Annotated in this window: 21 protein-coding genes and 1 tRNA gene; 12 read left to right on the top strand and 10 right to left on the bottom strand. The window is 63.5% G+C overall.

The window, feature by feature from the left end:
- Window positions 1-69: 69 nt before the first annotated feature.
- Window positions 70-900: an ABC transporter permease gene (locus QUH67_RS34115; RefSeq protein ID WP_300944417.1), complete on the bottom strand. Its 831-nt coding sequence runs from the start codon at window positions 898-900 to the stop codon at window positions 70-72.
- Complete coding sequence (locus QUH67_RS34120; protein WP_300944419.1) at window positions 897-1,691, bottom strand: ABC transporter ATP-binding protein; 795 nt, start codon at window positions 1,689-1,691, stop codon at window positions 897-899. Before QUH67_RS34120 ends, QUH67_RS34115 begins: the two co-directional genes overlap by 4 nt.
- Before the next feature lie 228 nt (window positions 1,692-1,919).
- Here QUH67_RS34120 and QUH67_RS34125 point away from each other — a divergent pair, with 228 nt between their 5' ends.
- Window positions 1,920-3,245, top strand: coding sequence for an ActS/PrrB/RegB family redox-sensitive histidine kinase (locus tag QUH67_RS34125; protein WP_300944421.1), 1,326 nt, complete (start codon window positions 1,920-1,922; stop codon window positions 3,243-3,245).
- A 98-nt stretch (window positions 3,246-3,343) separates the two neighbouring features.
- Entirely contained in the window at window positions 3,344-3,898 is a 555-nt protein-coding gene (locus tag QUH67_RS34130) for an ActR/PrrA/RegA family redox response regulator transcription factor (RefSeq protein ID WP_300944423.1), read from the top strand.
- A 236-nt stretch (window positions 3,899-4,134) separates the two neighbouring features.
- Here the strand turns inward: QUH67_RS34130 and QUH67_RS34135 are convergent, their stop codons facing one another.
- Window positions 4,135-4,620 (bottom strand): MmcB family DNA repair protein, encoded by a 486-nt coding sequence (locus tag QUH67_RS34135; RefSeq protein ID WP_300944424.1) that lies wholly within the window; start codon window positions 4,618-4,620, stop codon window positions 4,135-4,137.
- A gap of 168 nt (window positions 4,621-4,788) precedes the next feature.
- Here QUH67_RS34135 and QUH67_RS34140 point away from each other — a divergent pair, with 168 nt between their 5' ends.
- Entirely contained in the window at window positions 4,789-5,913 is a 1,125-nt protein-coding gene (locus QUH67_RS34140; protein WP_300944426.1) for a vWA domain-containing protein, read from the top strand.
- Between the two features lie 76 nt (window positions 5,914-5,989).
- Here QUH67_RS34140 and QUH67_RS34145 read toward each other — a convergent pair whose 3' ends face one another.
- Complete coding sequence (locus QUH67_RS34145) at window positions 5,990-6,820, bottom strand: RMD1 family protein (protein ID WP_300944428.1); 831 nt, start codon at window positions 6,818-6,820, stop codon at window positions 5,990-5,992.
- A gap of 157 nt (window positions 6,821-6,977) precedes the next feature.
- On the opposite strand from QUH67_RS34145, the gene QUH67_RS34150 reads away from it, so the two are divergent.
- Complete coding sequence (locus QUH67_RS34150) at window positions 6,978-7,658, top strand: MBL fold metallo-hydrolase (protein WP_300944429.1); 681 nt, start codon at window positions 6,978-6,980, stop codon at window positions 7,656-7,658.
- 35 nt (window positions 7,659-7,693) lie between these two features.
- Here QUH67_RS34150 and QUH67_RS34155 read toward each other — a convergent pair whose 3' ends face one another.
- A complete protein-coding gene (locus QUH67_RS34155; protein ID WP_300944431.1) occupies window positions 7,694-8,911 on the bottom strand; it encodes an extracellular catalytic domain type 1 short-chain-length polyhydroxyalkanoate depolymerase in 1,218 nt (405 codons plus the stop codon).
- Between the two features lie 183 nt (window positions 8,912-9,094).
- Window positions 9,095-9,799 (bottom strand): VOC family protein, encoded by a 705-nt coding sequence (locus QUH67_RS34160; protein ID WP_300944433.1) that lies wholly within the window; start codon window positions 9,797-9,799, stop codon window positions 9,095-9,097.
- Window positions 9,800-9,967: 168 nt separating this feature from the next.
- Here QUH67_RS34160 and QUH67_RS34165 point away from each other — a divergent pair, with 168 nt between their 5' ends.
- The 4 genes from QUH67_RS34165 to QUH67_RS34180 all read left to right on the top strand — a co-directional run bounded on the left by QUH67_RS34165 (window position 9,968) and on the right by QUH67_RS34180 (window position 16,299).
- Window positions 9,968-11,209, top strand: coding sequence for an LLM class flavin-dependent oxidoreductase (locus tag QUH67_RS34165; protein WP_300944434.1), 1,242 nt, complete (start codon window positions 9,968-9,970; stop codon window positions 11,207-11,209).
- A 303-nt stretch (window positions 11,210-11,512) separates the two neighbouring features.
- Window positions 11,513-12,889 (top strand): cytochrome P450, encoded by a 1,377-nt coding sequence (locus QUH67_RS34170; protein WP_300944436.1) that lies wholly within the window; start codon window positions 11,513-11,515, stop codon window positions 12,887-12,889.
- 449 nt (window positions 12,890-13,338) lie between these two features.
- On the top strand, window positions 13,339-14,301 hold the full coding sequence (locus tag QUH67_RS34175) for a sensor histidine kinase (RefSeq protein WP_300944438.1): 963 nt from the start codon (window positions 13,339-13,341) through the stop codon (window positions 14,299-14,301).
- Window positions 14,302-14,520: 219 nt separating this feature from the next.
- A complete protein-coding gene (locus tag QUH67_RS34180) occupies window positions 14,521-16,299 on the top strand; it encodes a putative bifunctional diguanylate cyclase/phosphodiesterase (protein WP_300944439.1) in 1,779 nt (592 codons plus the stop codon).
- A 132-nt stretch (window positions 16,300-16,431) separates the two neighbouring features.
- Here QUH67_RS34180 and QUH67_RS34185 read toward each other — a convergent pair whose 3' ends face one another.
- Together QUH67_RS34185 and QUH67_RS34190 are read right to left on the bottom strand one after the other, a co-directional pair.
- Window positions 16,432-18,297 (bottom strand): patatin-like phospholipase family protein, encoded by a 1,866-nt coding sequence (locus tag QUH67_RS34185; protein WP_300944441.1) that lies wholly within the window; start codon window positions 18,295-18,297, stop codon window positions 16,432-16,434.
- Window positions 18,298-18,473: 176 nt separating this feature from the next.
- Window positions 18,474-19,553, bottom strand: a complete 1,080-nt coding sequence (locus QUH67_RS34190) for an LLM class flavin-dependent oxidoreductase (RefSeq protein WP_300944443.1) — start codon at window positions 19,551-19,553, stop codon at window positions 18,474-18,476.
- A gap of 172 nt (window positions 19,554-19,725) precedes the next feature.
- Between QUH67_RS34190 and QUH67_RS34195 the strand changes: the two genes are divergently transcribed.
- Window positions 19,726-20,133, top strand: coding sequence for a YccF domain-containing protein (locus QUH67_RS34195; RefSeq protein ID WP_300944445.1), 408 nt, complete (start codon window positions 19,726-19,728; stop codon window positions 20,131-20,133).
- 18 nt (window positions 20,134-20,151) lie between these two features.
- On the opposite strand, the gene QUH67_RS34200 is transcribed toward QUH67_RS34195, so the two are convergent.
- Window positions 20,152-20,622: a universal stress protein gene (locus tag QUH67_RS34200; RefSeq protein WP_300944447.1), complete on the bottom strand. Its 471-nt coding sequence runs from the start codon at window positions 20,620-20,622 to the stop codon at window positions 20,152-20,154.
- A 171-nt stretch (window positions 20,623-20,793) separates the two neighbouring features.
- On the opposite strand from QUH67_RS34200, the gene QUH67_RS34205 reads away from it, so the two are divergent.
- The 3 genes from QUH67_RS34205 to ygfZ all read left to right on the top strand — a co-directional run bounded on the left by QUH67_RS34205 (window position 20,794) and on the right by ygfZ (window position 23,137).
- Window positions 20,794-20,870 (top strand) — tRNA-Arg (locus tag QUH67_RS34205).
- A gap of 580 nt (window positions 20,871-21,450) precedes the next feature.
- Window positions 21,451-22,203 carry a hypothetical protein gene (locus tag QUH67_RS34210; RefSeq protein WP_300944449.1) on the top strand — a complete coding sequence of 251 codons (753 nt, stop codon included), beginning with the start codon at window positions 21,451-21,453 and terminating at the stop codon, window positions 22,201-22,203.
- A gap of 28 nt (window positions 22,204-22,231) precedes the next feature.
- Window positions 22,232-23,137 (top strand): CAF17-like 4Fe-4S cluster assembly/insertion protein YgfZ, encoded by a 906-nt coding sequence (ygfZ, locus tag QUH67_RS34215; protein ID WP_300944450.1) that lies wholly within the window; start codon window positions 22,232-22,234, stop codon window positions 23,135-23,137.
- Here the strand turns inward: ygfZ and QUH67_RS34220 are convergent.
- Complete coding sequence (locus QUH67_RS34220; RefSeq protein WP_300944452.1) at window positions 23,134-23,484, bottom strand: antibiotic biosynthesis monooxygenase family protein; 351 nt, start codon at window positions 23,482-23,484, stop codon at window positions 23,134-23,136. The genes ygfZ and QUH67_RS34220 overlap by 4 nt on opposite strands.
- Window position 23,485: the final 1 nt, after the last annotated feature.

The raw sequence follows: 23,485 nt of genomic DNA on the forward strand, positions 1-23,485 counted from the left end.
AATGGATCGATTGGTGACGCAGGCCGGCCAAACGGTCCAAAAACCCGGAAAAGCACGGGAATTCGCGACTTATTCACCACCACCGAGCAAAGACCCGTGGTGCTTGGCGCTGCGTAAAAGAGCAAGGAAGCTGGCAAAGGAGGCAGCGAACAGCACCGCATTGATGCCGAGCGACCAGAGCATCAGGTCGGCCCTGAACACATGGTCGATCAGCAGCGACCGCATCCCTTCGAACACGTAGGTCGGCGGCAGCATCCAGGCGATGGCTTGCAACCAGCCGGGCAGCACCGAGACCGGATAATAGACGCAGGCCAGCGGCATCAGGCCGAACATCAGCGTCCATACGATGCTCTCGGCGCCGAGGCCGTTACGCAGCACCAGGCCGGAAACGAAAATCCCGACCGACCAGCTGGTGAAGATCAGGTTGCAGAAGAACGCAATCAGCGGCAGCCCGATCGCGAAGAAATTGAAATCGAAGAAGAACAGCGCCAGCAGCGTCATCGGGATCACGCCGATCGCGAGCCGGATCAGGCTCATGATCATCAGCGAGATCAGGAATTCGATCGGCTTTAGCGGGCTCATCATCAGGTTGCCGAGGTTGCGCGCCCACATTTCCTCGAGAAACGAGATCGAAAAGCCGAGCTGGCCACGGAACAGGATGTCCCACAGGATGACCGCGCCGATCAGCGTGCCACCGGCGCGCGCGAAGAAACTGTCGTTCTGCGCGATGTAGTTCTGCAGGAAACCCCAGGTGATGATCTGCAGCGCCGGCCAGTAGATCAGCTCCAATAGCCGCGGCCACGACGACATCAGGAGATACCAGTAGCGCAGCACCATGGCGTGGATGCGGTGCGCGGAAATCCCGCGATGATTGGCGTTCCTGAGCGCGATGGGGGTCATGGCGCGGCCTCCCGCACCCGCCCGCGCGCGACGTCGAGGAACACCTCTTCCAGCGTCGCCCGGTTATAGCGCACCAGGATCTGGTCGGGGCTGTCGTCGTCCTCGATCCGGCCGCGCTTCATGATGATGACGCGGTCGCACAGCCGCTCCACTTCCAGCATGTTGTGCGACGCCAGCAGGATGGTGGCGTCATGGGCCTTGCGGTAATCCTGCAAATGCTGCCGTACCCAGTCCGCCGTATCCGGATCGAGTGAGGCCGTCGGCTCGTCGAGCAGCAGCAACTCCGGCTGGTTGATCAGGGCCTTCGCCAGCGCGACACGGGTTTTCTGCCCGGCCGAGAGTTTGCCATTTGCGCGGTCGAGGAAATCCTTGAGGTCGAGATCGGCGGCAAGCTGGTCGATGCGCTCGCGCAAATTCTCCACCGCATAGAGCTTGCCGAAGATCGTCAGGTTCTGCCGCACCGTGAGCCGCATCGGCATGTCGACATAGGGGCTCTCGAAATTCATCCGGTCGAGCACCTCGGCGCTCTGCTCGGGCATCGGATGGCCCAGCACCTGGACGCGGCCGGATGTCGGCAGCACCAGTCCCATGATCATCGCAATGGTCGTGGTCTTGCCGGCGCCGTTGCCGCCGAGCAGCCCGGTGATGCTGCCGCGCGCGATCCGGAACGAGACGTCGTCCACCGCACGGTTGGTCTTGTAGAGTTTTATCAGGTGCGCGACGTCGATCGCGGCGGAGCTTTCCGGCCCGGCCCCGGCCGGCTGCGCTGGCGTGGCGTCGCTGTTGACCATTTCGGGACGTTCATTGGGCCATCGGGGCTGATAGTGCAAGGCTTTGTCCCCTGGGCAGCAGACGGGCTTTCATCCTTCGAGACGGCGCGTTCGCGCCTCCTCAGGGTGAGGTCAGAGAACCTCATGGTGAGGAGCCGCGAAGCGGCGTCTCGAACCATGCAGGCCCCCTTACCAACCGAATGACCCCGCCAATTTGTGATCGCGCCCCCACGCAGCTAAACTCGCGCCATGTCCGACTTCGCCGACTCCGATTTCCGCCTGCCGCAGCGCTATGTCCGCCTCGACACCATTCTCCGGCTGCGCTGGCTGGCGGCGCTCGGTCAGCTCACCGCGATCTTCATCGTGGCGCAGGGGCTGGAATTCGACTTTTCCGTCGTTGGCTGCGTCGCCGTCGTCGGCGTCTCGGCGCTGCTCAATCTCGCACTGCAGATCGCCTTCAACCCGATGCAGCGGCTGGAACCGTTCCATGCCGCGGGACTGCTGGCGCTCAACATCGTCGAGTTGGCGGCGCTGCTGTTCCTGACCGGGGGATTGCAGAACCCGTTCTCGTTCCTGTTCCTCGCCCCGGTCCTGATCTCGGCGACGGTGCTTCCGCTCCGCCTGACGATCGGGCTCGGCCTGCTCGCCGTCGCCTGCGCCTCGGCGCTGGTGTTCTTTCATCTGCCGCTGCCCTGGGACAGCGAAGACCCGCTGGTGCTGCCGCCGATCTACCTGCTCGGGGTCTGGTTCTCGATCGTGCTCGCGATCGGCGTCACCAGCCTCTATGCGTCGCAGGCCGCCGAGGAAGCGCGAAAGCTCTCCGATGCGCTGGCAGCAACCGAACTGGTACTGACGCGCGAGCAGCATCTGACCCAGATCGACGGGCTGGCAGCTGCCGCCGCGCATGAACTCGGCACGCCGCTGGCGACCATCTTCCTGATTTCGCGCGAACTGGAAAAGACCATCGATGCCGACAACCCGATGGCATCCGACATGAAAACGTTGCGCGAGCAGGCGCAGCGCTGCCGCGACATCCTGGCCAAGATAACCCAATTGTCCTCTTCCGGCGCGCCGTTCGACCGCATGAAGCTGTCGACGCTGATCGAGGAAGCGGTGGCGCCGCACCGCGATTTCGGCGTCGCCATCAAGGTGCGGCTAGCTGTCGCAGCCACGCGCGAACCGGTCGTCGCGCGTAACCCGGCCGTCCTCTACGGCGTCGGAAACATCCTGGAAAACGCCGTCGATTTCGCCCGGACCACGGTGGAAGTGAACGCCTGGTGGAACGCGGATACGGTCGAGATCGTCATTTCCGACGACGGGCCAGGCATCGCGCCCGACATGCTGAAGCGGATCGGGGAACCCTATTTATCAAGGCGCCGCAGCGCCGATGAGGCTCATCGCGAACGCACCGGGCTGGGCCTTGGCGTGTTCATTGCCCGCACGCTGCTGGAGCGCACCGGTGCCCGGGTATCGTTCTCGAACCGGACCTTTCCCGATCACGGCGCCGTGGTGCAGATCGTCTGGCCACGCGCCCGCTTCGAGGCCGAGGAAAAGCCGGGCCAGCCGGCGGATTGAGGTAAGGCAGGACAGGACACCGCAGGGCCTTGGCAGTGCAATATGGCCACGCCATATGCTCTACTGCCTATAAATCGCAACCCCATGGGGACCCTGTCTTGAACGCCATCGCCGAACTGACCGATCTTGCCGACCGCTCGCTGCTGATCGTGGAAGACGACAAGCCGTTTCTGGAGCGGCTGTCGCGCGCAATGGAAACCCGAGGTTTCGCCGTCACGTCATGCGACACAGTGGCTGACGGACTGGCGCAGATCAACAAGGCCGCGCCGGCCTTCGCCGTGGTCGACCTGCGGCTCGGCGACGGCAATGGCCTCGACGTGGTCTCGGCGCTGAAGCGCAAGCGGCCGGAAGCTCGCGCCATCGTGCTGACCGGCTACGGCAACATTGCCACCGCCGTGACCGCGGTGAAGATGGGCGCGGTGGATTATCTCTCCAAGCCCGCCGACGCCGACGACGTGGTCGCGGCTTTGCTTGCCAGTGGCACCGACAAATCCGAACTGCCGTCGAACCCGATGTCGGCGGATCGCGTGCGCTGGGAACACATCCAGCGCATCTACGAAATGTGCAACCGCAACGTCTCGGAAACCGCGCGCCGGCTCAACATGCACCGGCGGACGCTGCAGCGGATTCTGGCGAAACGCGCACCTCGGTAGTCGTTTTGCTTCACCCGCCCCTTGAGGGGGCGGGTCGGCTCGTATTGAGCGAAGCGAAATGCGAGACGGGGTGGGGTGATTTCTCCACTCGGGCACTGTTCGATGCGGAGAGACCATCGCCCCACAGCCAACAGAGCATGCGTGGAGAGCCTGTCACCCCGCCCCGCCGCGCGTTTGCACGCGCGTCGACCCGCCCCCTCGAGGGGCGGGTGAAGAACCTGCACTCGTAGCAGCTTTTAAAACTCCCCATGCCCCTGCGGATCGACCAGGCGGTTGATCCGTTGCGCCGCCGCCATCGCAAACCGCACCGTCATGGATTTGCGCGTCGCGGCCGGCAAGCGATGCTCCGGCGCTTCGCAGTGCAGATGCGCGCCGTAGGCGTCGGCAATGATCAATCCGGCGTCTTCGGGAAAAATCTCGCAGGGCAGATCCTGCGTGAAGGCGAAGAACAGCCGGTCGCAATGCATCCGGTAGTCCGGCCATTTCTGGTCGGCGCGCAAATCCTCCAGTGACGATTTGATCTCGACGATCCAGATTTCGCCCTTGTCGTTCAGCGCCACCAGGTCGGCGCGCCGCCCCGAAGGCAGCGGCAATTCGCTGATGCAGGAGAAGCCGAGCGAGCGCAGCAGCCGCGCCGTGCCGCGCGCGATCGCCAGCGCCGTCTCCGACTGGCGGCGGTCCAGTGGCGGCACGATGCTGATCTGGCGGACGGATGATTCCATGTCGTGAACCCTATCCGATTTCATTGCGACCACGAAGCAGCGATGCCAAGTCCGGCATGAAGCCGGCCATAAATTTGTTCGTAGCCAGCCTTTTTTGTGACCTCGATGCACCGCGAAGCCAAGGGACATCCTGCTTCCGAGGGACAAGACGCTGGAGGAGATCCAACGATGCCGCGCATCGCACCATCCGCCTTTGCCTTTGCCTTGGCCCTCACCGCCCTGTCGCTGTCATCCAGCCTGTCATCGGCCATCGCAAAGCCTGCCGTCGAAGTGGCTTTCGTGCTCGACACCACCGGTTCGATGGGCGCCCTGATCGACGGCGCCAAGCGCAAGATCTGGTCGATCGCGACCGCGATCGTCGATTCCAATCCCGACGCCGACATCCGCATGGGCCTGATCGCCTATCGCGACATCGGCGACGAATACGTCACCCAGAAGGTCGACCTCACCACCGACATCCAGGATCTCTACGCCCGCCTGCTCGAACTGAAAGCGCGCGGCGGCGGCGACTGGCCGGAAAGCGTCAACGAAGCGCTCGATGTCGCCGTCAACAAGCTGCAATGGACATCCGGCGGCGATGCCAGGCGGATTGTGTTCCTGGTCGGCGACGCGCCGCCGCACATGGATTACGCGCAGGACACCAAATATCCGGTCACGCTCAAAGTGGCCAAGCAGAGAGACATCATCGTCAACGCGGTGCTGGCCGGCGACGCCCGCGACACCGAACGGGTATGGCGCGATATCGCGCAGAACGGCAACGGCCGCTTCATCCCGATCCCGCAGGACGGCGGCCAGGTCGTCGTCATCGAGACGCCCTATGACGAGGAGATCATCATCCTGCAGCGCGAAATCAACGGCACGGTGATCCCCTACGGATCGAAACAGCTGCAGAAGCGCACCGAGGGCAAGACCAAGCAATTGTCCGAGGTGGCCGCCGCCGCGCCCGCGCAGGCTTCCGAGATGGCGAGCTATATCAACAAGCGCTCCAAGGCGACGTCGGAGGCCGTCACCGGCGAAGGCGATCTCGTCGCCGACGTGTTTGCCGGCCGCAGCAAGCTCTCCACCATCAAGGAGGAAGAGCTGCCCGACAATCTGCGTGCCCTGAAGCCCGAGCAGCGCAGCGAGGAAGTCGACAAGCAGATGAACCAGCGCAAGGCGCTCAACGAAAAGCTCTCGGCGCTGGTGGCCAAGCGCGACAAATACGTCGCCGACCAGCGCACCAAGGCGCCGCCGAAGGCGTCGTCGTTCGACCGCGTCGTCGAAGATACTCTGAGGGCGCAGATCAAGCGGTAAGCCAGCTGCATTCCATCAACGCGTGGTCCCGGCCTTGGGCCGGGACCACAAGAGTTGGTGGCCGGGACAACGTAGCTTAAACGTGCCGACCCACGGCGAGTTGATAGATCGTGATGATCACCTCGAACAGGATCAGCAGCACAATAATCACTTCGAGCCGTAGCGAACGTCGCGTATCGATGATGTCGGTCAGCACCTGCGCGCTCTCGGCGATCACGGCGAGCTTGCGGTTCAGCGATTCCGCGCGCTCCTTGAGTTCGTACTCGTCCTCCAGGCGGGCATACAGCCGCTCCAGATGGGCCTTGTCCCAGAGCACGTCGGGTTTCTCTTCCACTTCCACCGGACCCGACACCCGGTGCCGCACCAGCAGCGCGTTGCCGATATTTTTCAGGATCGAGCGGCGGCTGCCGCGCATCCGACCGCTGCGCGAAAGTTCGCGCGCGAAAGGTTCGGTGGTATCGAAGACGCTGGCCACCTCGCGTTCATGCCGCGCCAGCACGACGCTCTTCGCCAGTGCCTCGCCGATCAGGATCAGCCGCTCGGGCGAAAGGCTTTGCAGGCAGATCGGTCCGCCGGGCGGGATCTGGTCCTCCCGTTCCGGAGCCAGCTCGATGATGGCGATTTCCTCGTCACGTCGCTCAGACTTCCCCGTCATGCGATGTTCGAGCCCGCGAAGGAATTCCTCCTCTTCCAGCGCATTCAGCCCGATCAGGACCACCACGCCGTAGCGGAAGAGTATGGCGACGCCATTCGCATTGACGCGAAACGCGAGCGGTGTCGTGGAAAGGACATCGCCACGTTCGAGACCCGACGTATTGAGGCGCTCGCTGACGAACAAGGCGCGGGCCGTGATGCGAATTCCGCCGGGCGGCGATTTGGAGGAATGGTCTTTGGAGAGCTGGTCCATGAACGGTACATCCCGGCCGAAATCGCGATCTGACCGGTGCGATTTCCGGCGCTCGCCACTAGATACAAGTCCGCGGAACTCTATCACGGCCGGAGTCCGGCCACATATCGTTCCCGCCCGTGTTGACCCCTTCTCAAGGTGGAATATTGTGCCTGCCATGGATGACAAAACCGAGACCCAGGCTGGAAACCAGGCCAAAGCCGGCGCGATGATCGTGCCAGTGACGCTGTTCGAGCAGAATTGCACCATCATCTGGCACGAGCCTTCCAAGAAGGCCGTGGTGATCGACCCCGGCGGGGACGTTCCGAAGATTCTGGAGGCGATCAAGCAGACCGGCGTCACGGTGGAGAAAATCTGGCTTACCCACGGCCACATCGACCATGTCGGCGGCGCCGCCGAGCTGCGCGATGCGCTGCAGGTCAAGATCGAGGGTCCGCATATCGCCGACAAATACCTGCTCGATAACGTCGTGAGCAGCGGCGAGCGCTTCGGCATGACCGGTGTGCGCAACTTCGGACCGGACCGCTGGCTCGACGAGGGCGATCAGGTCTCGATCGGCGATCTCACCTTCGACATCCTGCACTGCCCCGGCCACTCGCCGGGCAGCGTGGTGTTCTTCAACAAGGAATTGCGCTTTGCCCATGTCGGCGACGTCTTGTTCAACGGCTCAGTCGGGCGCACGGATTTGCCCGGCGGCAGCCACGCCACGCTGATCAGCTCCATCAAGGACAAGCTGCTGCCGCTCGGCGACGATGTCGGCTTCATCTGCGGCCATGGCGCCGGCTCCAGCATCGGCCAGGAGCGGATGACCAATCCGTTCATCACCGGCGAGATGTGAGCTGAAAGCTGCCGCCCGACGGGAAAGACGTCAGGTTACTTCATCAATCCTGCCGCGGTGAGCGCGCGGGTGATGACGCCGCCGACGTCGATGCCGCGACGCCTCGGTTCGTGCGGCACCGGCTTGGTCTGGCGAACGGGCTTGTGCGTTTTCGACCAGAGCGTAGCGGCCAGAACGGACGACTGCAGCGACTCGGTCGCAGCGGATGGGACGATCTTGGAGGCCACCGCTGCTTCGACCGTCTCGTCCGTCTGAATGACGCGGGCGGTGAGGCCGAAAAAACTGGCGATGTGATAGGACGACGAGATTCCCGCTTCGATCAGGAATGCGCCTTCCGCACCGTAGGGCTCGTCATTGCCGGCGAGGCCCAGCGGCGTGCCATGAGCCATATCGGTAATGGTGTAGGACTCGACGACGGTCTCGCCGTCGGCATTCCACCACACCTCGCGCGGATGGCCGTCGACATCGGCGACCGACATCGGCGCGGACGGCAGGCCATGGACATCAAGCCATTGCTTGACGATCTCGTTGGCGTTGCCGGGATTCACGGTGCGATCGGCGCTGCCGTGCCACACCGACACTTTCGGCCACGGCCCCTTGTGCTTGGAGGCCTTGCGCACGAGATCGCCCAGTTTGTCGGCGGGACGCGATGTCGACTGCATCATGCCGCCGAGCGCCTCGCGAACATTGCTGGCGATGCCATAGGGAAGGCCGGCGATGATCGCGCCGCCTGCGAACACTTCCGGATAGACGGCCAACATCACCGACGTCATCGCGCCGCCGGCAGAAAGGCCGGTGATATGGATGCGGCCGGGATCGATCTTGTGATCGGCCACCATGCGCGCGACCATCTGCCGGATCGAGGCGGCCTCGCCGCGGCCGCGCGCGACATCGCCCGGATTGAACCAGTTGAAGCAGGTGTTGGCGTTGTTGGCGGACTGCTGTTCGGGCATCAGCAACGCAAAGCCGTAGCGCCGCGCAAGCGTCGACCAGCCGGCGCCGAAATCGTATGCCGCCGCGGTCTGGCCGCAGCCATGCAGCACGACGACCAGCGCAGGCGCGCGCGGCAGCGGCTCCGGCACATAGGCGAACATCTTGAGCGCACCAGGGTTGGTGCCAAACTCGCTGATCTCAACCAGCGGACTGCGCCCCGCGGGCGGGGCGCTTCTGCCGTAAATTCCCATTCCCAAACCATTGAACCCATTCAGCTTTGGGAAATGGCGGAAGAATTCGACGTTCTTCGCGAGCGACAAAGATGGCTCCTGGGGCGGTTGATTGATCTGGCTAACGGTACTCCGACCAGATAGTTGCTGCACTGCAAAATAAAAAGGCCGTGCACTGTCATTCCCCACAATCAAATTTCGGCAATTGACGTTAATTTGTCATCCGACGCCGCGCATCCATGTCAGGAATGCGGCGCAGCCATGATCGACAGGTTAAACATCGCTCGACGGATCCAGCGATCCGGTCAGCGAGGCGCGCTGCGACAGCTCGATCCAGTTGCCATCGGGGTCGCGCACCATCGAAATCCTCGCCGTGCTACCCAACGTGACGGGCGCGCGCGCCTCACGGCCGCCATGGGCCAGCACGTAAGCGTGCTCGCGATCGACTTCAAAGACCTGGAAGGTAATGTAGCGCCATCCCTTGCCCTCGAACGCGGCATCATCGGGCGCATCCGCCGCCTGTTCGACGATGAGCACCGTATCGCCTGCGAGAAAGGTTGCCGCGCCATCGATGGCCTTTCCTTCCGGCAAGCCAAGCGCCGTGCTGTAGAAGCGGCGATGCGCCTCGACGTCACGCACGCTCAGGCGGATGCCAATGCGTTCGACTCCGAACGTCCCCTTCGGCACCAGCGTGACGCGATTGCCTTCCGGATCGGTCATCGGCTTCGGCGCGGCGACATCGTCGCGCGCAATCAGCAGCTCGCGATAGCCGGAGGGCGGATTATCCGGCAGCGTCTCATAGACCTGGTTGATCTTCAGGATCGAGCCGCAGAGATCGTGGCGGTGCTGCTTGTAGCCGCGGCGGATCGGCTGGGTGTAATCGAACGGCAGGCCAATCTCGTTCTGCCAGAACGCCAGCGCGGCCGGCGCGTCGTTCGTGGCGAAGCCGATATCGATGCGGGGTTTTGCGAGCTTCATCGCGGCCTTCCGTAGCGGGAGGGTAATTTCGGGCTGACGGTAAGACAGCGGCTTCCGCGCGACAACCATGCGCTGGCGGCGGGGTTCTCAGCATTGCCTTGCCCTGCCCCACCCCGTACCTTGGCGGCGAGCAATCCCAAAAGAACAATATTTTTCGGAGAGAAACCCATGGCACGCCTGAAATTCGGAGCCTTTCTCGCCCCGCATCACCCGATCGGCGAGAATCCGCTGCTCCAGTTCCGCCGCGACCTCGACTTCGTCGAGCAGATCGACACGCTCGGCTATGACGAGTTCTGGTGCGGCGAGCATCACTCGTCGGGCTGGGAAATGATCGCCTCGCCGGAAATGTTTCTGGCCGCCGCCGGCGAACGCACCAAGCGCATCAAGCTCGGCACCGGCGTGGTCTCGCTGCCCTATCACCATCCCTACAACGTCGCGCAGCGCATGGTTCAGCTCGACTGGATGACCGGCGGCCGCGCCCTCTTCGGCTCCGGACCGGGCGCACTGGCGTCGGATGCGCATACGCTCGGTATCGATCCGATGACGCAGCGCGACCGCCAGGACGAGGCGATCGCGATCATCCGCCGCCTGTTCAAGGGCGAGCGGGTCACAGCGAAGAGCGACTGGTTCACCATGCAGGACGCCGCGCTGCAGCTGTTGCCGCTGCAGGAGGACATGCCGTTCGTGGTGGCCTCGCAGATCTCGCCGTCGGGCATGACGCTGGCCGGCAAATACGGCATCGGCATCATCTCGCTCGGCTCGATGTCGACGCAGGGCCTGATGGCGCTGCCGACTCAATGGAGCTTCGCCGAGGATGCCGCCAAGAAGGCCGGTACGACGGTCAGCCGCTCCGACTGGCGCGTGCTGCTCTCCTGGCATATTGCCGAAACCCGCGAACAGGCGCAGCGCGAGGCCGGCCAGGGCCTGATGCGCTGGCACAATGAATATACGGTCCGCACGCTGCAGCGGCCGGGGGTGGAGCCGTTCACGTCGCCCGAGGACGCGGTGGAGAAAACCGCGGGCGGCGAGAACGCCGCCTCGACCATCGGCACGCCCGATGACCTGGTTAAAACCATCAAAAACCTGATCCATGTCTCCGGCGGCGTCGGCGCCATCATCGGCTTCGTGCATGACTGGGCCAACCCGGAGAACACCCGCCGGAGCTGGGACATGGTGGCGCGCTACGTGATTCCGGAAATCAACGGCTACGTCGCAAAACTGCGCGAATCGCAAAAATTCCTGATCGAGAACCGCGCGGTGTTCGAGCGCGCGGGCCAGGCCGTGATGGCCAAGATCATGGAAAACGAAAAGGCCGCCGCGGCGCTGCCGCTCACCGGTCCCGGCCGGGTCGCGATCCCGACCGTCAACGCGCCTGACCTGCAGAAGGAAGCAGCCAAACGTAAGGCGTAATCGTAAAACGTCGCGCTGTCATTCCGGGGCGGTCCGAAGAACCGAACCCGGAATGACGATCCGGCAGTGAAACCATCTGCTTCCCCGAGACATTTCGGCACGGTTTCCGCGCCGCGCCCAGATCGCCGGCAAGCCGAATCGACGGCCGCGAGACATCGCGTCACACGCCCGCGCCATGGGCTGTCATGACACAAGGCCTTATACATGAATGTCTTCGGCCGCGTCGCGCCATTCGGTCCGCGACAAAGCCGCCAAGTCGTGGGATAAAATCCGCGATTGCGCGATACAACCGGAGCAAGTGCCATGTCGATGCAGAGCGTCGCCTCTCCCGTCTACAGCTTCACCCCACCACGGCGCAATTCGCTGACCCATATTCCGGGTGACGAGGGCTGGCCCTTCATCGGCAAGACGCTGGAAGTGCTGGCCGACCCCAAGGGGCAGGTCGAGCGGCAATCGAAGAAATACGGTCTGGTCTATCGCAGCCATCTGTTCGGCGAGACCAGTCTCGTACTGCTCGGGCCCGAGGCCAATGAGTTGGTGTTGTTCGATCAGGCCAAGCAGTTCTCGTCGACGCTCGGCTGGGGCCGGATCCTCGGGCTGCTGTTCCCGCGCGGGCTGATGCTGCTCGATTTCGAGGAGCATCGCGTGCACCGCCGCGCGCTGTCGGTGGCGTTCAAGTCCGGGCCGATGAAATCCTATCTGGGCGAACTCGATACCGGCATCGCGGCGCGGGTGGCGCAATGGAAGGCAAAGCCTGGGCCGATGCTGTTCTACCCCGCGATGAAGCAGCTCACGCTCGACCTTGCGGCGACGTCGTTCCTCGGCGCCGGCATCGGGCCGGAAGTGGATGAAATCACCGATGCCTTCGTCGATATGGTAGCCGCCTCCGTCGCCGTGATCCGGAAACCCCTCCCCGGCACGCCGATGGCACGCGGCGTCAAGGGCCGCAAGCGCATCGTCGCCTATTTCTCCGAGCAGATACCGCTCCGCCGGGCCAGGGGCGGCGGCGACGACCTGTTCTCGCAGCTTTGCCATGCGACCCACGAGGACGGCGCCCTGCTCTCGACGCAGGACATCGTCGATCACATGAGTTTCCTGATGATGGCCGCCCACGACACGCTGACCTCGTCGCTGACGTCGTTCGTAGGCGAACTGGCCGCGCATCCGGAATGGCAGCAAAAGCTGCGCGGCGAAGTCGCCTCGCTCGATCTCGCCGCCGACGCACCGATGAACTTCGATCATCTTGAAGCCATGAAGCTCACCGAAATGGCCTTCAAGGAAGCGCTGCGGCTCAAGCCGCCGGTGCCCTCGATGCCGCGCCGCTCCATCAAGGATTTTACCTTCAAGGGCTACGCAATTCCGGCCGGCAGCATGGTCGGCATCAATCCGCTGTTCACGCATCACATGCCCGACATCTGGCCCGAGCCGGAAAAGTTCGATCCGCTGCGCTTCACCGACGAGGCCCAACGCCACCGCCACCGCTTCGCCTGGGTGCCCTATGGCGGCGGCGCGCATATGTGCCTCGGCCTGCACTTTGCCTATATGCAAGCAAAGTGCTTTGCGCGGCATTTCCTGCAGAACCTCGAAGTGTCGCTGGAGCCCGGCTACAAGCCGGACTGGCAGATCTGGCCGATTCCGAAACCGCGAGATGGGCTGCGGGTGGTGTTGAAGGCGGTGTGACGTACGAGTTTCGTAGATTCGGGAAAGCGTGGCCTGCCCACCCCGGGAGCGTCGTTTATTGTCTTACCCGCCCCTCGAGGGGGCGGGTCGGCTCACATCGTGCGCAGCGCTATGTGCGCCGGGGCGGGGTGACAGTCTCTCAACTCGGGCGCTGTTAGAGAGACCGTCACCTCACCTTGGTTCGCATAATGCGAACCGATCCACGAGCGAGCTTCGCTCGTCTCGGACCCCTCCAGCGGGGGATGAAGGTCAGCGAGCTCTCCTTTCGCTGGTTCGCCGCGATCGGTTTCATCGATGTTCCCGCCACGCGGACAACAAGCAAGCGCGCCGGTTCCAGCGTGATCGCCTGCACGCGGTCGCTTTGCTGCCATCAAGAACCCGGAAATCTCCCGTTTTCGATATGCTTGGTCATATTTTGGATTCGCTGATCACGTGAAGTGACAATCCCGATGAAGAAATTGACCGAAGAGTTCCGTCGCGGTTGGCAAGGCATTTCCCAGCCTTCGCCGCTTTTCAGTGCGGGCTTCGCAGCCGGCTGTCTCGTTTTGTCGACGATCGCGCGCTGGGGAGTTGCCCAGATCCGTCCCGACGTGTTCTTCACCCCTTACTTCCCGGCGGTGTTCTTTGCCGCCGCCGTCGGCGGCGCCCGGATGGGGATCGCGACCGCGATCGCCGGAGGGCTGCTCGGCGTCACCATCAATTTCAGCAACGCCACCGTCGACACCGCGCGGCTTGCGCTGCTTGCGATATTCTGGGCGGTGTGCGGCTTCGCGGTCTGGGGCGTCGAGAATTACCGGACCATCGTCGCCCAACAGCGTGAGAATGCGAAGCGGCTGATCGAGGAGGAGGAATACCGCAAACTGCTGATCGCGGAATTGCAGCATCGGCTCAAGAACAAGACATCGACGATCCACGCGGTGCTGCACCAGATCCTGCAGGATCAGCCGCACATCTGGGACAGCATCGATCGCCGGCTCCGCGCGCTGTCGGCGACCGACGACCTGATCGCGCGGCTGGACGGCAACGGCTGCGACATCAAGGACATGCTTCATTCCGAGCTCGGACCATACGGCCATGTCCGGTTCAACTTGAACGGCGATCCGCTGTTCCTGCCGGCGAAGCTCGCCGTGAGCCTGGCTTTGATCTTTCACGAACTTGCGACCAACGCCGGCAAATACGGCGCGTTCTCCTCGGCGCGCGGGCTGTTGCAAGTATCGTGGACGGTGTCCGAAGACAGACTCAACGTCACCTGGGATGAAACGGAAGGGCCGGCCGTCGAAAACGTCGGCCCGTCCGGGTTCGGCACCAAGCTGTTGCAATCGGCGCTTCGCGCCTTCGACGGCGGGACGGATATCCGTTATCTCAAGACCGGCGTGCATTGCACGATGCAATGCCGGCTTCCGGCGAGCTAACGTGTCCTTTTGGTAAAGCTTCGTCGCTTTTTCCAACATGTCGGCGGCAAAACATCTGAACCGTCATTCACCTCGAGGGCCACCTTCTTCGCCGACATTGACATTCTGTTAATGACGATCAAGCCCGATATCCCTGAAAACGGCGACTTCTAGCGTTGTCCCGGTTTTTCGTGGTTCCACTTAACCAATGCTACAATCGACTTTGCCAAGCTCCACGGCATGCATAGTTCGAAAAAGCACGACTTTCAGGCGGCTGCGCCCCAGATTTGCAACGAAAGCAATCTTGAATCTGAATTGAGCATCCTGCGCGATGTCTTCAGGCTGCTTCCGGCCGGCGTTACGGTTCAGGACGAGCACGGCGAGTTCGTGTTGATGAACGATGCCGCAACGGCCCTGCTGGGGACCGCCGTTGCGGTCCCGTCGGCCTCGCAACCCGGTGATCGCCGCGATGCCTACCTCGAACTGCTGCGCAGCGGCCGACCCGCCGTGCTGGAGGAAGCGATTACCCGCGGCTCGTCCAAGCAGGTGTTTCTCACCTCGCACCGGCCGGTCCAGGTCGCCGGACGCAATTTGCTGATTTCGAGCTCGACCGACATCACCGAACAGAAGTCGTTCGAAGACCATCTGTTTCGCTCCGCCTATTACGACGAACTCACCGGCCTGCCGACGCGGCGCGTGATCGAACATCGCGTCAACAGCCTGCTGAAGTACGACAACGGCCAAGGTCGCTTCGCGCTGGCGTTTCTCGACATCGACAATTTCAAGCACATCAACGACTATTACGGACACCCGGTCGGCGACAAGCTGCTGGTGGAGATGTCCAAGCGGCTTGGCCTCGACCTGCGCGACTCCGACATCCTGTCGCGGATCAGCGGTGACGAATTCGTGCTGCTGCTCAACCCGATCCAGAACGACGCCGAGGTCGAGGAATATATCGATTTCATCCTGCAGCGGCTGAAGGCGCCGTTCTTCATCGACGGATCCGAGATATTCGCCTCGACCTCGATCGGCGTCAGCCTGTATCCCGAGCATGGCCGCAGCTACGAGGTGCTGCGCCAGAACGCCGACATCGCGATGTACCGCGTCAAGAACGCCAGCAAGGGCGCCGCGGCGTTCTTCAATGCCAGCATGGAGCGCGAGGCGCTGGCGCGGATGAAGATCGAGCAGTCGCTGCGGCAGGCGATCCTGGAGAAGCGCTTCTGCTGCGCCTTCCAGCCCAAGGTCGACATCCGCACCCAGGAGGTGAAGGGTGTGGAAGCGCTGGTGCGCCTGCGCGACGACGAGGGCGTGATCCAGGCCCCGAGCACCTTCATCAACCTGGCCACCGAACTCGGTCTGATCGACGAGCTGACCCATCTGGTGCTCGCGGAGATCGTCAAGTCGATCGACCTGATCGACGAGACGTTCGGTCCCGAAACCACGATCAGCATCAACGTCGCGGCCACGCAGGCCGGCAATCCAAAATTCATGCGGCCATTTGCCGAGGCGCTTGAAGCCACCGGATTTCCAAAGCGCTTCATGATCGAAGTGACGGAAGACGCCTTCGTCACCAAGACGCATTTCCAGGACGAGATCCTGCCGATCTTCCGCAAACTCGGCGTCAAGATCTCGATCGACGATTTCGGCATCGGCTATTCATCGCTGTCGGCGCTGGCCGACATAACTGCCGACGAGATCAAGATCGACCGCTCCTTCATCACCGACATTCACAAGCGGCCGCGCAGCCAGGGCATCCTGCGGGCGATCGAGTCCCTGAGCGAGGCGCTCGGCATGACGGTGATCGCCGAAGGCCTCGAAAGCTTCGAGGAACTGGCCTACCTGCAGGCCGCGACCAAGATCCGTTACGCCCAGGGCTACTACTTCTCCAAGCCGATCTTCCTGGAAGACCTCAAGCTGGCGACGGCCCCGCGCGCCAGCGAAGCGCGCGCCAGCCTGGCGAGCAGGCTGGCAGAGGAAAGCCGCCCGGCCTATTCGCGCGTCAGCGGCTATCGTCGTTGAGACCAACGGGCACGATTCGGCCGCGCCGTCGTGCAGGGGGTAATGGCGAGCCAGCCATCAGGCCGTAGCTTATGACGTTCGCGATGCCGCGCTCGCAACCCGAACTCTGACGAAAAGCGCGGGGCTACCCGTTCAGCGCAAGGCGGTTGCCGGTCGTGCGGTTGGCGGCGGTGACAGCCTTACCTGACGCCGCTCCAGCGCCCCGGCGCCGAGGATCGCCTGGATCGCCGAACTTTCCCCCGCCTCCAATGCCGTGATCGCTTCTTTGGCCCAGCCGTAGGACGCTTCGAAGATTTCGGTGTGACGGTCGAAATCCGTCACGTCGACGCCGTCCGGCGACGGCGGCCGCATCACCATGTCGAACGGCCCGACCGGCAGCGTATCGTAGCGCTGGTGCGCCACGAGACTCCGCCACAACACGTTCACGGCGCTTGGCGCCGCCGGCAGCAGCTTCTTGCGGAACGGCGTCAGCATCGCGGCGATCAGTTCGAACCGTCCCGGCAACGCGGCATAATCGACATCGAACATCTCGGCCGCCGGCTCGCCGAAATGCACGACCAGATTGGGACCGCTCTTGAGCTGATGCATCGAGGTCAGCGGCACATTGTCGATCAGGCAGCCGTCGACCAGCATCGCCCCCTCCGGCGTGTAGAACGGCGGCAGCAGGCCAGGGATCGCGCTCGATGCGCGCACCGCCTGCCACAGCAGTCCGGTGCGGATCAGTTCGAGATTGTGGGTCGAAAGATTGGTCGCGACCGCTGCAAACGGCCGCCAGCAATCCTCGATCCGGCATTCGGCGCCGTACTGATGGGCAAGCGCGCGATCGAACGATTTGTGATCCAGCAGCGAATAGCGCGGCCAGGTTGGCCGCCGGAAGCTTCGGGCCTTGACGAAGATTTCGTGTGTGCCCTGCTCGAGATGCTCGGCCTCGAGGTTCTTGGCAAACCCGGCCGCCATGGCGGAGCCGACGCTGGTGCCGACGAAGATATCGAACTGCACGCCGCGTTCGCGAAACGCCTTGTAGATTCCGACATGCGCGGTGCCAAAACTCCCGCCGCCGGCGGCGACGAAGCCGATTGCCCGGCCGCACAGGAAGCGGACCAGGCTGTCGATATCGATCTGGTCTTCGAGGGCGACGTGGTGATGCATGAAGGCCGGCAGCCGCGCCAGCCAGGCCGCGGTGCCGGAGACTTCGCCGCTGCGACGGTCGTGAATGCGGACGAGGCGCCGGGCCGAAACGGAATGAACTTCGCAGGCAAAGGACTCGATCTCCGTCAGCGCGGCGGCGGGCGCCTCGCCGAGGCACGCGAACACCACCATGTCGGCCTGCCGTATCGCCTTGCGCGTCCATGGCGAGGCGTCGCGGCCGCCGAGATACACCACCAGCGGCGCGGTATGTTCGAGCTTGTTGAGCCATTCGGTGACGTCGTGCGCATCGAGCGCGCGGCCGGGAAACATCGCCTGCAGGCGGTCGGCATCGACAATCTCGGCCTCGATTGCAGCCAGCCCTTCACGCATCCGGCGATCGAACGCGGCCGGCAGCGGCGCCACGCCGCCATCGATCAGCGCCACGGTGCGCGCCTTCGGTGACGCGGGGAACGGCGCGATGCGCGCGGTTTCCTTGGCGAAGCGCCGCGCCAGCGCAGCCAGCAGCGCCTCGACGATGGCGGGGGCTTCCTCGACGAGCTTCTGATACGCCGGACGCGTCAATGCCAGCACGCTGGTATCGCGAATCGCGACGACGTCAGCCGTGCGCGGACCATTGGCGAAGAAGCCGATCTCGCCGACCAGCTCGCCGGCGCGGAGCTCGGCGATCGGCTCACTGTAGCCGGTCTTGCGCACCGCGAGCGCGCCGTGCAGCACCAGGAACACCGCATCCGACGGCCCGCCTTGCGCGACCAGCATTTGCCCGCGCACCAGATCCCGGCGGACCATGGCGTTGAGCACCCTCAGCCGCTGCTCGGCGCTGAGCGTTCGAAACAGCGCGAACTCCTCCAAGGCGGAGCTCCACGCAAGTCCCGAACTCGATCCACTCATTTGGTGCACCCGGTTGAAACCGCGTGACTTTAGCGTCCAGCCCTGTCAGCCGCGAGCGATATCACGGCCACTGCCGAGCGCACCGCAGCAATACCGCGCGGGCGCAGTGCAACATGAGCGGCGAATCGGGCCCGGCCTTAGGCCGCCCACCGGTTGCGATTCTTCTCGGCGAGAATTGGCCGGATCAGCCGGCCAAAGCGCTCGGCCTCCTCGTCATGCAGATAGCCGGACAGGCAGAACGAATGGCAGCCGGCATCGATGAACTGCTGCAGCGTATCGGCGCATTGGACGGGATTGCCGACGACGGCGATGCCGGCGCCGGGACGGACTTTCGTAATGCCGGTCCACAGATGCGGCAGCAGCAGGTCGCCATGCTCGCGGGCCAGCTGCTGCACGCGCATGTTGGCTTCCGATTTGTTGTAAAGCGTCTTCATGTCCTGCTTCTGCCGCTCGGTCGCGTGGCGCACCAGTTGATCGGCGGCCTCCCAGGCGTCAGCCTCATTCTCGCGGCAGATCACCTGCAGCCGCATGCCGAAGCCGATGTCGTCTTCGCGGCCATGCGCACGCGCCATCTGTCGGATCTCGGCGATGTTGGAGGCGATCTTTTCCGGCAGGTCGCCCCAGAACAGATGGACGTCGGAATGTTTCGCCGACAATTCCCAGGCCTGGCGCGAGCCGCCGCCGAGATAGAATTTTGGGAACGGCTGCTGATGCGGGCGCGGCCGGATGTGCGCGCCGGCCAATTTGTGAAACTTGCCTTCAAAATTCAGCGGGCCACGCGTCGTCCACAGCGCTTTCAGGATCGAGACTTCCTCTTCCATCAATTCGTAGCGCTGCTCCTTCGGATAGCGCACGCCCTCGCCTTCGACCTCGCTCTCATTCTGGCCGGCGATCAGGTTGATGCAGATGCGACCACCCGACATCTGGTCGAAGGTCGAGATCATCTTCGCCAGCAGCACCGGATTGATGTAGCCGGGCCTTGCCGCGATCAGCGGCTTGATCGATGACGACCGCGCCGCCATGAACGCGCCTGATATCCACGCCTCCCAGCATGTCGAGCCGACCGGAATCAAGAGATATTCAAAGCCGGCCGCTTCCGCCGCCTGCACCACCCGATCGCATAGTTCGGGCGAGCCCGGAATCTGCGCATCCACCAGGCCATAGGCGGTGGTGTCACCGTGCGTGGGCAGATACCAGCCGAATTCGAGCGGACGCATAATAGCCTCTTCCGTTGCGCGCTTGCCGGCGCGTCTGTGCTTGACCGGCGTCAAAGCCGTCGGGTGGAAGCAGTCTAGCGTCCAAACAGCGCGCCGCAATCGGGTTGAACCGCGGCGTCGGCGACACTATTTCGATCTCGTTCACGTGTGCGCCATGATGGAGATATCAGGAATGTCCCCGGTCTCGTTGCTGCTCAATATCATCTGGATCGTGCTCGGCGGCGCGTGGATGGCGTTCGGCTGGCTGGTCGCCGCCGTCGTCATGGCGATCACGATCGTCGGCATTCCCTGGGCGCGGGCGGCGTTCAACATCGCCGCCTATACCCTGTTCCCGTTCGGCTTCACCGCGGTCTCGCGCGACGCCTACACCGGCATGGAGGATATCGGCACCGGGCCGCTCGGGGTGATCGGCAACATCATCTGGCTGGTGCTCGCGGGATGGTGGCTGGCGCTCGGGCACCTGATCACGGCCGTATTGCTGGCCGTGACCATCATCGGCATTCCCTTTGCCTGGGCCCACCTCAAGCTTGCCGGGATCGCGCTGTGGCCGATCGGCAAGATCATCGTTCCGGCGACGTGATGGTCGGATTGGCTCGATTCAGGCCGCCGTTTCCGCCGGCTTCAGCCGTTCGAACTCGGCGTCGCTGATGTCGGTCTGGGCCACCAGCACGCTGCAGCGCAGCCGCTTGACCAGATAGCTGCCGATCGAGCCGAACCAGCGCGCCAGCGCCCCTTGCGGGCGATGGCCGACGACCACGAGATGGGCGCCGATTTCCTCGGCGACCTCGGCGATCTTCTGGCCGGCATCGCCGACCTCGAGCCGCGCGGTCGGCGTGAAGCCCAACGCCTTCAGCCGCTCGGTGCCCTCGTTCAGGATGGCCTTGTAGTCCTCGGTCTGCAGCTCGATCGGGATCGTGAGCCCGGCCTCCGGCGTCATGATCGAGGAAACCTCGACGACGGCAAGCAGAAACACCTCGGAACGGCAAAGTTGTGCGAGCTTTGCGCCCTCCCGCAAGGCGCGCCGCCCCTCCACCGAACCATCATAGGCGAGAAGAACCTTCTTATACATCGGACGTCCCCATCGATGGCGAGAAGATTAATGTGCCAAGAGTACCACCAATTGACGGGAATGGAGGGGAATTTTGTGTCCGGAACGGACTTCGTTGGTCGGCCTCCGCCTTCCTGGCCCCGAGAAGGGCCGTTGCCCCTGCCCGGCCAATCGGCTAAATGAGGCGGGCAAGCACCCGTAGCTCAGCTGGATAGAGCGTTGCCCTCCGAAGGCAAAGGTCACACGTTCGAATCGTGTCGGGTGCGCCATTCTGCGATTTTTCATGAAGGCGTTGCCGGCGACCCGCAAGCGCCGAGGGATCGTCTGGTCGAATCAATCGCAAGGCAAGGGCATCCGTCTGCATCGGCGGGACAGGGCTTGCCATCGCCACCGGCCACCGCATCGACGACCAGATCGCCGCGCTGCATCTGCATCAAACCCCGGGACCGATTCGATCCACGTCAACGCGTCGCGCTCGCGATCAAGGTCAAGGGCGGCGCCCTGCTGCGCCACCCGTCGTCACATCACCCGCTAGCGCGGGCCGGCAACCACGATTGGCAGCTCGCGCGGCGGCCATACGGGCCGCCGCTGCCGCATCGTCTTCATCCTCTCGGCTGGCGCCGCTGGCGGCTTTCTCCATCTGTGACGCGTTGCAGATGGAGCGCGAGGGGTCGGGAAGAAATCCGATGGGCCTGCAAGCGATCCTCATGATCGAGAGCATCAGTACCTGCGGTCTTGGCATTCGTCTTGCTGGAGTGACGGTGAAACCTCCTCATGCATTCGGCGTGTCGGAGTTGCATCATCATTTGCGCGAAGCCCGACAAGGCAAGGCGATCGGCAGAGCAAGTCATGACGGATATGGCGGAACTGAAGAAGAGGAAAGTGCCGCTCAATCTGGCGATCGTGCACGTCGACCCGGACGCCTTTATCGCGAATTTCATGGGCTGGCTGGAAATCACCGCCTTCATCACGGCGCAGCGGGCCGGCGAAGCTCCCGCCCTTGCCGGCGCCGAGATCCCAGCACTGTCGCCGCAACAGTTGCGAAAGGGCGGCGTGCATGATGTCGGCAACGACGCCATCGTTGCCTTCTGCATGACGGCCGCGATGAAGGCGGACAAGGCGGCAGTGGACAAGGTGGAAGGCGCCCTGGTGGATAGCATGGGGAAGGAATTCCCCGGCTCGTTCGGCCTGTGGCATTTCAAGGCCCAGATCGATGCGCCGGTCACACTCGATGACTTCGTGGGTCAGGCCGGCAAGAAAATGCTGCTGGGCGATATTCCCCCGCCGCCGCTGCGCGCCAAGGAGAACTGGAATACAGGGTTGCGCTTCTTCGAGAAGGCGCGCAAATCCAATTTCGTCCACGAGATCATGTACCCGCTGGCCAACTGGACGCGGGTCCGCTGGACCGAAACCCTGGAGAAGGGCGTCGCCTTCCTCCAGCACATCGAAGACAATGTCCCGGTCCTGCGCGCGGTGCTGGACGACCCGCGCAACGATCAGCCCTTCATCGCCAATGCACTGCTCAACCTGGCCCCCGCAGTGGATATGGAGTTGACCGAGGAATATCAGGGATTTCTGCGGTCCCTGGCACGCCGGAATTAGCATCCCCGCGAGGGCAGATGAGGCGATCATGACCCATTCCCTGAATGTTGCCGTCTTGCCCGATCGCCGCGTCGTGGCCATCGGCGGGGCAGACCGCGTCAAGTTTCTGCAAGGGCTGATGACCAACGATATCCGGCGGCTGGCCGCCGACCGGGCGCTTTATGGCGGCTTTCTCACGGGACAGGGCAAGTTGCTCTATGACGCCTTCGCGATTGCAGATGGCGAGCGCATCCTGATCGACATCGCCGCCAATCTTGCCGGGGATCTCGTCAAACGCCTGATCAGCTTCAAGCTGCGCGCGGCGGTGGAGATCGGCGAGACGGCGCCCGCGCTTGCCGTGGCGGCGGCGTGGGGGCCCGGCGCCGCCACGAAACTCGAACTGGAATCAACCGAGGGCGCCGCGGGCAACCGCACCTTTGCCGAGCCCCATCATGCGTTCGTCGATCCGCGGATCGCAGACTTGGGGGTAAGGCTGATTTATCCGGCGGATTTTGCGATGGCGACAAAGCTCACTCCCTTTGGCTTCGTCGCGGCTACGGTGGCAGACTATACCGCGCACCGGCTGTCACTCGGCATCGCCGATACCGCCGAGATCGGCGGCGAGGTCTGCTATCCGCTGGAGGCCAATTTCGAAATGCTTCACGGGGTCGACTTCAAGAAGGGTTGTTACGTCGGTCAGGAGTTGACCGCCCGCATGAAGTTCCGGGGCATCCAGCGCAAGCGCATCTTGCCGGTCAGCGGCGCAGCCGCGTTGCCGGAAGCCGGTACATCGGTGACGAGCGATGGAACCGAACTTGGACCGCTGATCGCCGCCTCCGGAACGCAGGGTCTGGCCCTGTTGCGCCTCGATCGTCTGGACGACAAGAAAGAGGGAGCGATCCGCGCCCGGGACGTGCAGCTCAGTATCGGTTGGCCGAACTGGCTTCCCCGCTAGAAAACCGCGGCAACACTCACGTTGCCGGCCGCTGCCTTGCCGGCCGTTTGGCGCACGTCGAAACCTTCGAATTGAGGAGGCCCCAGATACAGCGGCTTGGTGTTGCCGGCCCGTTGGTGCGCGGCCCGGAACGCCTCTGATTTCGTCCACGCTTCAAAAGCGTCGCGGCTCTGCCACACCGTGTGGGAGGCATAGAGCGTATGATCCTCGGCCTCCGGACCTCGGAGCAAATGAAATTCGACGAAGCCCGGCACCTTTTCGAGATGACTGTCGCGGGAAAGCCAGACCTGTTCGAAGTCCGCTTCGGATCCTTTTGCCACACGGAAACGATTCATCGCAATAAACATT

The sequence above is a fragment of the Bradyrhizobium roseum genome (assembly GCF_030413175.1).
Lineage (GTDB): Bacteria > Pseudomonadota > Alphaproteobacteria > Rhizobiales > Xanthobacteraceae > Bradyrhizobium > Bradyrhizobium roseum.

Bases quoted from the DNA above. Each gene is read 5' to 3' on its own strand.
- QUH67_RS34125 (WP_300944421.1), top strand. From the start codon at position 1,920: ATGTCCGACTTCGCCGACTCCGATTTCCGCCTGCCGCAGCGCTATGTC.
- QUH67_RS34195 (WP_300944445.1), top strand. From the start codon at position 19,726: ATGTCCCCGGTCTCGTTGCTGCTCAATATCATCTGGATCGTGCTCGGC.
- QUH67_RS34135 (WP_300944424.1), bottom strand. From the start codon at position 4,620: ATGGAATCATCCGTCCGCCAGATCAGCATCGTGCCGCCACTGGACCGC.
- QUH67_RS34200 (WP_300944447.1), bottom strand. From the start codon at position 20,622: ATGTATAAGAAGGTTCTTCTCGCCTATGATGGTTCGGTGGAGGGGCGG.
- QUH67_RS34190 (WP_300944443.1), bottom strand. From the start codon at position 19,553: ATGCGTCCGCTCGAATTCGGCTGGTATCTGCCCACGCACGGTGACACC.
- QUH67_RS34120 (WP_300944419.1), bottom strand. From the start codon at position 1,691: ATGGTCAACAGCGACGCCACGCCAGCGCAGCCGGCCGGGGCCGGGCCG.
- QUH67_RS34220 (WP_300944452.1), bottom strand. From the start codon at position 23,484: ATGTTTATTGCGATGAATCGTTTCCGTGTGGCAAAAGGATCCGAAGCG.
- QUH67_RS34175 (WP_300944438.1), top strand. From the start codon at position 13,339: ATGAAGAAATTGACCGAAGAGTTCCGTCGCGGTTGGCAAGGCATTTCC.
- QUH67_RS34145 (WP_300944428.1), bottom strand. From the start codon at position 6,820: ATGGACCAGCTCTCCAAAGACCATTCCTCCAAATCGCCGCCCGGCGGA.
- QUH67_RS34160 (WP_300944433.1), bottom strand. From the start codon at position 9,799: ATGAAGCTCGCAAAACCCCGCATCGATATCGGCTTCGCCACGAACGAC.
- QUH67_RS34115 (WP_300944417.1), bottom strand. From the start codon at position 900: ATGACCCCCATCGCGCTCAGGAACGCCAATCATCGCGGGATTTCCGCG.
- QUH67_RS34170 (WP_300944436.1), top strand. From the start codon at position 11,513: ATGTCGATGCAGAGCGTCGCCTCTCCCGTCTACAGCTTCACCCCACCA.
- QUH67_RS34165 (WP_300944434.1), top strand. From the start codon at position 9,968: ATGGCACGCCTGAAATTCGGAGCCTTTCTCGCCCCGCATCACCCGATC.
- QUH67_RS34210 (WP_300944449.1), top strand. From the start codon at position 21,451: ATGACGGATATGGCGGAACTGAAGAAGAGGAAAGTGCCGCTCAATCTG.
- QUH67_RS34180 (WP_300944439.1), top strand. From the start codon at position 14,521: ATGCATAGTTCGAAAAAGCACGACTTTCAGGCGGCTGCGCCCCAGATT.
- QUH67_RS34150 (WP_300944429.1), top strand. From the start codon at position 6,978: ATGGATGACAAAACCGAGACCCAGGCTGGAAACCAGGCCAAAGCCGGC.
- QUH67_RS34140 (WP_300944426.1), top strand. From the start codon at position 4,789: ATGCCGCGCATCGCACCATCCGCCTTTGCCTTTGCCTTGGCCCTCACC.
- ygfZ (WP_300944450.1), top strand. From the start codon at position 22,232: ATGACCCATTCCCTGAATGTTGCCGTCTTGCCCGATCGCCGCGTCGTG.